Annotated in this window: 11 protein-coding genes; 7 read left to right on the plus strand and 4 right to left on the minus strand. The window is 73.8% G+C overall.

What is annotated here, in order from left to right:
- On the minus strand, positions 1-644 hold a 644-nt coding region (locus CCN29_RS12945; RefSeq protein WP_107481694.1), incomplete at its 3' end, for a TetR family transcriptional regulator.
- 113 nt (positions 645-757) lie between these two features.
- Between CCN29_RS12945 and CCN29_RS12950 the strand changes: the two genes are divergently transcribed.
- The 4 genes from CCN29_RS12950 (at position 758) to CCN29_RS12965 (ending at position 2,889) form a co-directional block, all read left to right on the plus strand.
- The gene (locus CCN29_RS12950; RefSeq protein ID WP_006134186.1) at positions 758-925 is read left to right on the plus strand and encodes a hypothetical protein; all 168 of its coding nucleotides are present in this window, start codon (positions 758-760) and stop codon (positions 923-925) included.
- A gap of 68 nt (positions 926-993) precedes the next feature.
- Entirely contained in the window at positions 994-1,260 is a 267-nt protein-coding gene (locus CCN29_RS12955; protein WP_006134187.1) for a hypothetical protein, read from the plus strand.
- 91 nt (positions 1,261-1,351) lie between these two features.
- The gene (locus tag CCN29_RS12960) at positions 1,352-2,521 is read left to right on the plus strand and encodes a cysteine desulfurase family protein (RefSeq protein WP_006134188.1); all 1,170 of its coding nucleotides are present in this window, start codon (positions 1,352-1,354) and stop codon (positions 2,519-2,521) included.
- A gap of 140 nt (positions 2,522-2,661) precedes the next feature.
- On the plus strand, positions 2,662-2,889 hold the full coding sequence (locus CCN29_RS12965) for a hypothetical protein (protein ID WP_442538350.1): 228 nt from the start codon (positions 2,662-2,664) through the stop codon (positions 2,887-2,889).
- Here the strand turns inward: CCN29_RS12965 and CCN29_RS12970 are convergent.
- Positions 2,886-3,584, minus strand: coding sequence for an N-acetylmuramoyl-L-alanine amidase (locus CCN29_RS12970; RefSeq protein WP_086681884.1), 699 nt, complete (start codon positions 3,582-3,584; stop codon positions 2,886-2,888). The genes CCN29_RS12965 and CCN29_RS12970 overlap by 4 nt on opposite strands.
- 61 nt (positions 3,585-3,645) lie before the next feature.
- Here CCN29_RS12970 and mnmA point away from each other — a divergent pair, with 61 nt between their 5' ends.
- A complete protein-coding gene (gene mnmA / locus CCN29_RS12975) occupies positions 3,646-4,776 on the plus strand; it encodes a tRNA 2-thiouridine(34) synthase MnmA (RefSeq protein ID WP_086681887.1) in 1,131 nt (376 codons plus the stop codon).
- A gap of 16 nt (positions 4,777-4,792) precedes the next feature.
- On the opposite strand, the gene CCN29_RS12980 is transcribed toward mnmA, so the two are convergent.
- Both CCN29_RS12980 and CCN29_RS12985 read right to left on the minus strand, forming a co-directional pair.
- The gene (locus CCN29_RS12980; RefSeq protein WP_086681890.1) at positions 4,793-5,572 is read right to left on the minus strand and encodes an alpha/beta fold hydrolase; all 780 of its coding nucleotides are present in this window, start codon (positions 5,570-5,572) and stop codon (positions 4,793-4,795) included.
- Between the two features lie 83 nt (positions 5,573-5,655).
- Positions 5,656-5,979: a DUF427 domain-containing protein gene (locus tag CCN29_RS12985; protein WP_006134193.1), complete on the minus strand. Its 324-nt coding sequence runs from the start codon at positions 5,977-5,979 to the stop codon at positions 5,656-5,658.
- A 78-nt stretch (positions 5,980-6,057) separates the two neighbouring features.
- Between CCN29_RS12985 and CCN29_RS12990 the strand changes: the two genes are divergently transcribed.
- Together CCN29_RS12990 and CCN29_RS12995 are read left to right on the plus strand one after the other, a co-directional pair.
- A complete protein-coding gene (locus CCN29_RS12990; protein ID WP_006134194.1) occupies positions 6,058-6,597 on the plus strand; it encodes an LOG family protein in 540 nt (179 codons plus the stop codon).
- An 18-nt stretch (positions 6,598-6,615) separates the two neighbouring features.
- Positions 6,616-7,314, plus strand: coding sequence for an SDR family oxidoreductase (locus CCN29_RS12995; protein WP_078592311.1), 699 nt, complete (start codon positions 6,616-6,618; stop codon positions 7,312-7,314).
- Positions 7,315-7,387 lie beyond the last annotated feature (73 nt).

The raw sequence follows: 7,387 nt of genomic DNA on the forward strand, positions 1-7,387 counted from the left end.
CCCCCGCCTCCACCCACCCCACCGTCCAGCCAGTGCGCACGCCCGATCCCGATCAACCGCATCCGGCGCGCGGCCATCCGGACCACCCGCTCCCGCTCGGCGCCCCGCACCGGAGCCTCCAGCAGCGCTGAAGCGGTGACCAGCATCTGGTCCACGTACAGCTGGGCCAGCATCGCCAGATCCTCCTCCCCCCACCCCGCGGACACCGGATCCTTTGCCAGTGCCTCCGCCACCTCCACGGTGAACAGCGCGAGCTGATCCCGTATCGCCTCCCGCACCGCCCGCACCCCGCCGTGCCGCTCGCGGGCGATGAACCGCACATGCGCCGGATGCGCGTCGACGTGCCCCGCGATCAGCTCGACGGCCCGCGCGACGCGTTCCTCGCCGTCCCCGGTCGTGGACACGATCGTCCGGATCATCGGGTGCAGACTGCCCAGCGCCTCCTCGACCAGCGCCACGCCCAGGTCCTCGACCGACCGGAAGTGCCGGTAGAACGCGGTCGGGGCGATCCCCACGGCGCGGGTGACCTCCCGCAGGCCCAGGCTGCTCAGGCTCTGCGCCTCCAGCAGTTCGAGCGCGGCGTCGAGGAGCGCCTGCCGGGTCTTCTGCTTCCGGGCCTGCCGGATGCCGGACGTGTGACTCATGCCATGCAGTTAACAACTGTTCTCCCACATTGCAAAGCGGGTAGGCGCGTTAGACTCGTAAGTCAGTGAACAAGTGTTACTGCAAGCGTTCACCTGAACTGGGGGTCCGACCCATGCTGTTCCTCGTCGCCGCGCTTCTGCTGCTGGGCGTCGTCCTCGGCGCCGTCGCGCACGCGCCGCTCGCCTTCTCCGTGGCCGTCGGCGCCGTCATCGCCGTCTGGCTCGGCGTCTTCGCCCTGCGCGAGCACCAGGGCCGCGACCGCGGCGCCTCCACGCACTGACCCGCGCCGCCCGCCCACCGGCCGTCTCCGGCCACCACCGACGACCTCGACCGCAGGAGCCGATCATCATGCAGCTCACCGCACCGGCCGGCCGCCGCACCGGGATCCACGACACCGACGGCATGGCCGTCGCGTCGTTCGTCCTGGGCCTGCTCGGCCTGCTCGTCCTCAACGTCTTCCTCGGCCCCAGCGCCATCGTGCTGGCGACCGTCGCCCTGTGGCGGGGCACCGCCCGCCGCGGCCGCGCCCTGCTCGGCCTGGGCCTCGGTGTCGCCGATCTGGTCGTCCTCGCCGTGCTCATGCAGGCGGACGGCACGATCTCCTGGAGCTTCTGACCGGGCGCCCCGCCGGAGCCCGCCGCAGCGGCGCATACCGGCCACCGGGATCGGTGTGCCGTGCACCCGGCCCCGTAGACTCGGCCCCACCATGGCTTACCTCGACCACGCCGCGACCACCCCGATGCTGCCCGAGGCGGTCGAGGCGCTCACCGCGCACCTGGGCGTCACCGGCAACGCCTCCTCCCTGCACGCGGCCGGCCGCCGCGCCCGGCGCACCGTCGAGGAGGCCCGCGAGACCCTCGCCGAGGCCCTCGGCGCCCGCCCCAGCGAGATCGTCCTCACCTCCGGCGGCACGGAGGCCGACAACCTCGCCGTGAAGGGCCTGTACTGGGCGCGCCGCGACGCCGACCCGGCCCGCACCCGGGTCCTCGCCAGCCCCGTCGAGCACCACGCCGTCCTCGACGCCGTCGACTGGCTCGCCACGCACGAGGGCGCCACCGTCGAGTACCTGCCCGTCGACGCCCACGGCCGGGTCCATCCCGACGCGCTGCGCGAGGCCATCGCCCGCGACCCCGACGACGTCGCCCTCGCCACCGTCATGTGGGCGAACAACGAGATCGGGACGATCCTCCCGGTCGCCGAACTCGCCGCCGTCGCCGCCGAGTTCGGCGTCCCCCTGCACTCCGACGCGGTCCAGGCCTTCGGTCAGGTCCCGGTGGACTTCGCCGCGTCCGGGCTCGCCGCGATGACCGTCTCCGGCCACAAGATCGGCGGGCCGTACGGCATCGGCGCCCTGGTCCTGGGCCGTGAGCACACCCCCGTGCCCGTGCTGCACGGCGGCGGCCAGGAGCGCCACGTCCGCTCCGGCACCCTCGACGTGCCGGCGATCGCCTCCTTCGCCGTCGCCGGACGGATCGCCGCCGAACAGCGGGAGCGGTTCGCCCTGGAGATCGGACGCCTCCGCGACGACCTGGTCGCCGCGGTCCTCGAAGCCGTGCCCGACGCCCTCCTGGGCGGCGACCCCGCCCCCGGCGGCCGGCTCCCCGCCAACGCCCACTTCACCTTCCCCGGCTGCGAGGGCGACTCCCTGCTCCTCCTCCTGGACGCCCAGGGCATCGAGTGCTCAACCGGCTCCGCCTGCACCGCCGGCGTCGCCCAGCCCAGCCACGTCCTCCTCGCCACCGGCACCGACCCCGACCTGGCCCGCGGCACCCTCCGCTTCTCCCTCGGCCACACCTCCACGGAGGCCGACGTGGCAGCCCTCGCCAAGGCCATCGGCCCGGCGGTGGAACGGGCCCGGGCGGCCGGGCTGACCTGAGCCGCCGGTCCGCCTGACCGGAGCGGCGTGCGTGCACGAAGGGGAGGGGACCATGCGGCGGACGTACAGCCAACGGCGGGACCGGGATCCGGATCAAGCGCAACCGCTGGGCCCGGACCAGGGCCGGACGGGCCCTGCGGATGCAGGCCGCCGGGCGGGAGTACCGCTACCTCGCGACCGGGCGACGGCACCGCGACCGCGCCCTGATGCGCGACGGCGTCGAGATCCGGACCGGCCGGCACGGCAGGGGCGCGCGGAAGAAGGCCACCTTCACCGTCCTCGGTCCGGCCGACGCCACCGACCTCGCGCCGGCCCTCGTGCTGGTCGGGGTCAACAACCGCAACCTCACCCGGGGCGTGACCGCCTAGCGGGCCGTGGGCGACGGGGAGCCGGAGGGGGCGGCCCGGACGGTGGCGGCGCGGCGGACCAGTTGCATGTAGCGGTCCCAGTCCCAGTGGGGGCCCGGGTCCGTGTGGTCGGTGCCGGGGACCTCGACGTGGCCGATGATGTGCTTGCGGTCGACGGGTATGCCGTAGCGGGCGCATATGCCGGCCGTGAGACGGGCCGAGGCCGCGTACATCTCGGCGGTGAAGTCCTCCGGGCGGTCCACGAAGCCCTCGTGCTCGATGCCGACACTGCGCTCGTTGTAGTCGCGGTTGCCCGCGTGGTACGCCACGTCCAGCTCGCGGATCATCTGCGTGATCCGGCCGTCCTTGCCGACGATGTAGTGCGCCGCCGCCTTGTGCCCCGGGTCCTGGAACGCCCGCACCGCGCTGTCCAGGCTGCCCTGCGTGACATGCACGACCACCATGTCGATACGGAAGTCGTCCGGCCGGTCCGCGCCACGCCAGTTGGCGTCCGAGGCCGCCACCCAGCGGGCGCCCGCGAAGTCGACCTCGCCCGGCCTGCGCGGCTTGTCGACGCCGGGCAGCCGCCACCACAGCCGCGCCAGCTCGTCACGCGCCAGCGCCGCCGTCCCCGCCGCTGCCGCCAGTCCGCCCACGATCAGGGCGCGCCGCCCGATGCGCCGGTCGCCGTCCTCGGATGCTCCCTTGGCCCCCATGTGATCGTGAACGCGTATCCGGCGGCCGTGGTTCCCGCGCCCCCCTTACCCTGGAGGGGCTATGACTGACACCCCGCAGCGCACCCGCCCCCTCCGCGTCCTGGCCGCCATGTCCGGAGGCGTCGACTCCGCCGTCGCCGCCGCCCGCGCCGCCGAAGCGGGCCACGACGTGACCGGCGTCCACCTCGCGCTCTCCGCGAACCCCCAGTCGTTCCGCACCGGCGCGCGGGGCTGCTGCACCATCGAGGACTCCCGCGACGCCCGCCGCGCCGCCGACGTCATCGGCATCCCGTTCTACGTGTGGGACCTCGCCGACCGCTTCCGCGAGGACGTCGTCGAGGACTTCGTCGCCGAGTACGAGGCCGGCCGCACCCCCAACCCCTGCCTGCGCTGCAACGAGAAGATCAAGTTCGCCGCGCTGCTGGACAAGGCGCTCGCGCTCGGCTTCGACGCCGTCTGCACCGGCCACTACGCCAAGGTGATCCTCCGCGAGGACGGCACGCGCGAGCTGCACCGCGCCTCCGATCTGGCCAAGGACCAGAGTTACGTCCTCGGCGTGCTCGACGACCGCCAGCTCGCCCACGCCATGTTCCCGCTCGGCGACACGGTCACCACCAAGGAGGAGATCCGCGCCGAGGCCGAGCGCCGTGGACTCGCCGTCGCCAAGAAGCCCGACTCGCACGACATCTGCTTCATCGCCGACGGCGACACCCAGGGCTTCCTCGCCAAGCGGCTCGGCAAGGCCGAGGGCGACATCGTCGACGAGTCCGGCGCCAGGATCGGTACCCACGACGGCGCGTACGGCTTCACCATCGGCCAGCGCAAGGGCCTGCGCATCGGCACCCCCGCCCCCGACGGCAAGCCGCGCTACGTCCTCGACATCTCCCCGGTGGACAACACCGTCACCGTCGGCCCCGCCGCCTCCCTCGACGTCGGCGCCCTCACCGCGATCCGCCCCCGCTGGTGCGGCGCCGCCCCCACCGGCCCCGGCGCCTACACCGCCCAGCTGCGCGCCCACGGCGACGAGACCGAGGTGACCGCCGAACTCGTCGGCGAGGAGCTGCGCGTGCGCTTCGCCGAGCCGGTCCGCGGCGTCGCGCCCGGCCAGGCGGTCGTCCTCTACGACGGCACGCGCGTGGTGGGCTCGGCGACCATCGCCACCACCGAGCGGGCGACGGCGGACGTGGCCTGAGCGGGCCGCCGCCCGTTCACCGCGAGAAGAACTCCGCCAGCATCGGCGCCAGCACGTCCGGTTCGACCATGTGGGTCTGGCCCTCCAGGGTGCGGTACGCGCCCCGGGGGGCCGACTCCGCGATGGCCCGCGCCGCCTGACGCATCCACGCCGGGCTCGCGTCGCCCGCGATCGACAGCACCGGCACCCGGATCGACGCCAGCATCTCCCGCGGCACGCTCCCGTCGCCCATCACGGCGTCGTCGTACGCCAGGCTCGGCGCCAGCGCCTCCATGCCCGCCCACATCGGCGACTGCCGCGCACTGCTGATCACCGCGTCGTCCAGCCCCGTGAGCTGGAGGAACAGCTCCACCGCGTCGCCACGCCGCCCCTCCTCCAGGGCCGCGGCCAGCCGCTCGGTGTACCGGGCGCGCCCCGCCAGATCCTCGTCCGACATCGCGTACGGCGTCTCGTACACCGCGACCTGGCGCACCGGCAGCCCGCTCGCCGCCGCCCGCAGCGCCAGCGCGCCGCCCGACGAGACGCCGTACAGCGCCGCCTCGCCGCCCGTCGCCTCGATCAGCGCCGCCAGGTCCTCCACCTCGCGCTCCACCGCGTACGGCGGCGTGTCCCCGCTCGCGCCCCGGCGGCGGCGGTCGTAGACCACCACCCGGAACCGTTCGGAGAGCGGGGCGGCCAGTGGCGCCACCGTGGCGCCCGTCGACATCGCGCCGCTGACGAGGACGATCGTGGCGCCGCGCCCGGCGCTCTCGTAGGCGAGGGACGTGCCGTCGCGCGAGGAGATGTTCTGGTCCATGCCTCACCAGACTGCCGCACGGCAGGGAAATCGTCCGTGAGGCGGCGGGCGGCGCGTCCGCCGATCACACCCCTGCGCGGGGGTCAGTCGACTTCCACCTCGTAGAAGCACAGGTGGTCCTTGATCGCGGCCACCGCCGGCTTCGGGTCCGGGTACGCCCACACCAGGTCGGGGGCGTCCGGCAGCGACCAGTACGACGCGGTCCCCTTGAACGGGCAGTACGTGTGCGTCGCGGACGGCGTCAGCAGGTCGAGCCGCACGTCCTCCGGCGGGATGTACCAGCGCGCGGGGCAGCCCGTCTCGTGCAGCACCAGCGCCCGGTCGCTCTCCGCCAGGACCCGCCCGTCGCGCACCACGCGCACGTGCCGGTCGCCGGGTTCGACGGTGATGCGATGGCCTGTGGTCACGGCGTCCTCCTCGGTGGTCGGTCCACCCCCTACAGCACCCCTCGGGGCCGCCTTCTTCCCGGGCGTAGGCTGACGCCCGTGAACATCTGCGTCTTCCTCTCCGCCGCCGACCTCGACGACCGCTACACACGCCCCGCGCGGGACTTCGCGCGCCTGCTCGGCAAGGGCGGGCACACCCTGGTCTGGGGCGGTTCGGACGTCGGCCTGATGAAGGTCGTCGCCGACGGGGTGGAGGAGGCCGGCGGCCGGCTCTGCGGCGTCTCGGTGGAGTTTCTCGCGGCGAAGGCACGCCCCGGCGTCGACGAGATGGTGGTCGCCAAGGACCTCGCCGAGCGCAAGCGGCTGCTGCTGGAGAAGGCGGACGCCGTCGTGATCATGGTGGGCGGCACCGGCACCCTCGACGAGGCGACCGAGATCCTGGAACTGAAGAAGCACGGCCACACCGGCAAGCCCGTGGTGCTGCTCAACACCGCGGGCTTCTACGACGGGCTCAAGGAGCAGTTCCGTCGCATGGAGGACGAGGGCTTCCTGCCCCGCCCGCTGAGCGAGCTGGTCTTCTTCGCCGAGGAGCCCGTCGGCGCGCTGGCCTACCTGGAGGAGAGCCTGGGCGTCGCCTGACCTCGCGGTGATGCGAGCATGGCGGTCATGGCTACACATGTGATCACCGGAGCCGGCTCCGGCATCGGCGCGGCCGTCGCGCGCCGCCTGCACGCGCGCGGGGACGACCTCGTGCTCCACGCGCGCGACGCGGGCCGCGCGAAGGAGCTGGCCGCCGAGTTCCCCGGTGCCCGCACCCTGGTCGGCGACCTGGCCGACCCCGACCGCCTGAGCTGGGCGTTCTCCCACCAGTCGCTGCCCGACCGGGTGGACTCGCTGCTGCACGTCGCGGGCGTCGTCGACCTCGGCCGGGTCGGCGACCTCACCCCGAAGAGCTGGCGCCACCAGCTCAACGTCAACCTCGTCGCGCCCGCCGAACTGACCCGCCACTTCCTGCCCCAGCTCCGCGCGAGCCGCGGCCACGTGATCTTCGTCAACTCCGGCGCCGGCCTCAGCGCCCACGCCGACTGGTCCGCCTACGCGGCCTCCAAGCACGGCCTCAAGGCCCTCGCCGACTCCCTCCGCGAGGAGGAGCACGCGAACGGCGTCCGCGTCACCACGGTCTACCCCGGCCGCACGGCCAGCCCCATGCAGGCCAAGGTCCACCAGCAGGAGGGCAAGGACTACGACCCGTCGAAATGGATCGACCCGGAGTCGGTCGCCACGACGATCCTCATGGCCCTGGACCTCCCGAGAGACGCGGAAGTGAACGACCTGACGGTCCGCCCGGGCAGGTAGCTGCACACAGCCCGTCCGCGCACCCCCCAGCCCCTCCGGCGCTTGAGGAGCAGGGTCCGGGGCGGAGCCCCGG

Origin of the sequence: Streptomyces pseudogriseolus (assembly GCA_002154585.1) — a bacterium.
GTDB lineage: Bacteria > Actinomycetota > Actinomycetes > Streptomycetales > Streptomycetaceae > Streptomyces > Streptomyces pseudogriseolus.

Excerpts from the sequence above, each read along its gene's own strand:
- CCN29_RS12950 (WP_006134186.1), top strand. The coding sequence starts at position 758 with ATGCTGTTCCTCGTCGCCGCGCTTCTGCTGCTGGGCGTCGTCCTCGGC.
- CCN29_RS12955 (WP_006134187.1), top strand. The coding sequence starts at position 994 with ATGCAGCTCACCGCACCGGCCGGCCGCCGCACCGGGATCCACGACACC.
- CCN29_RS12960 (WP_006134188.1), top strand. The coding sequence starts at position 1,352 with ATGGCTTACCTCGACCACGCCGCGACCACCCCGATGCTGCCCGAGGCG.
- CCN29_RS12965 (WP_442538350.1), top strand. The coding sequence starts at position 2,662 with ATGCAGGCCGCCGGGCGGGAGTACCGCTACCTCGCGACCGGGCGACGG.
- CCN29_RS12970 (WP_086681884.1), bottom strand. The coding sequence starts at position 3,584 with ATGGGGGCCAAGGGAGCATCCGAGGACGGCGACCGGCGCATCGGGCGG.
- mnmA (WP_086681887.1), top strand. The coding sequence starts at position 3,646 with ATGACTGACACCCCGCAGCGCACCCGCCCCCTCCGCGTCCTGGCCGCC.
- CCN29_RS12980 (WP_086681890.1), bottom strand. The coding sequence starts at position 5,572 with ATGGACCAGAACATCTCCTCGCGCGACGGCACGTCCCTCGCCTACGAG.
- CCN29_RS12995 (WP_078592311.1), top strand. The coding sequence starts at position 6,616 with ATGGCGGTCATGGCTACACATGTGATCACCGGAGCCGGCTCCGGCATC.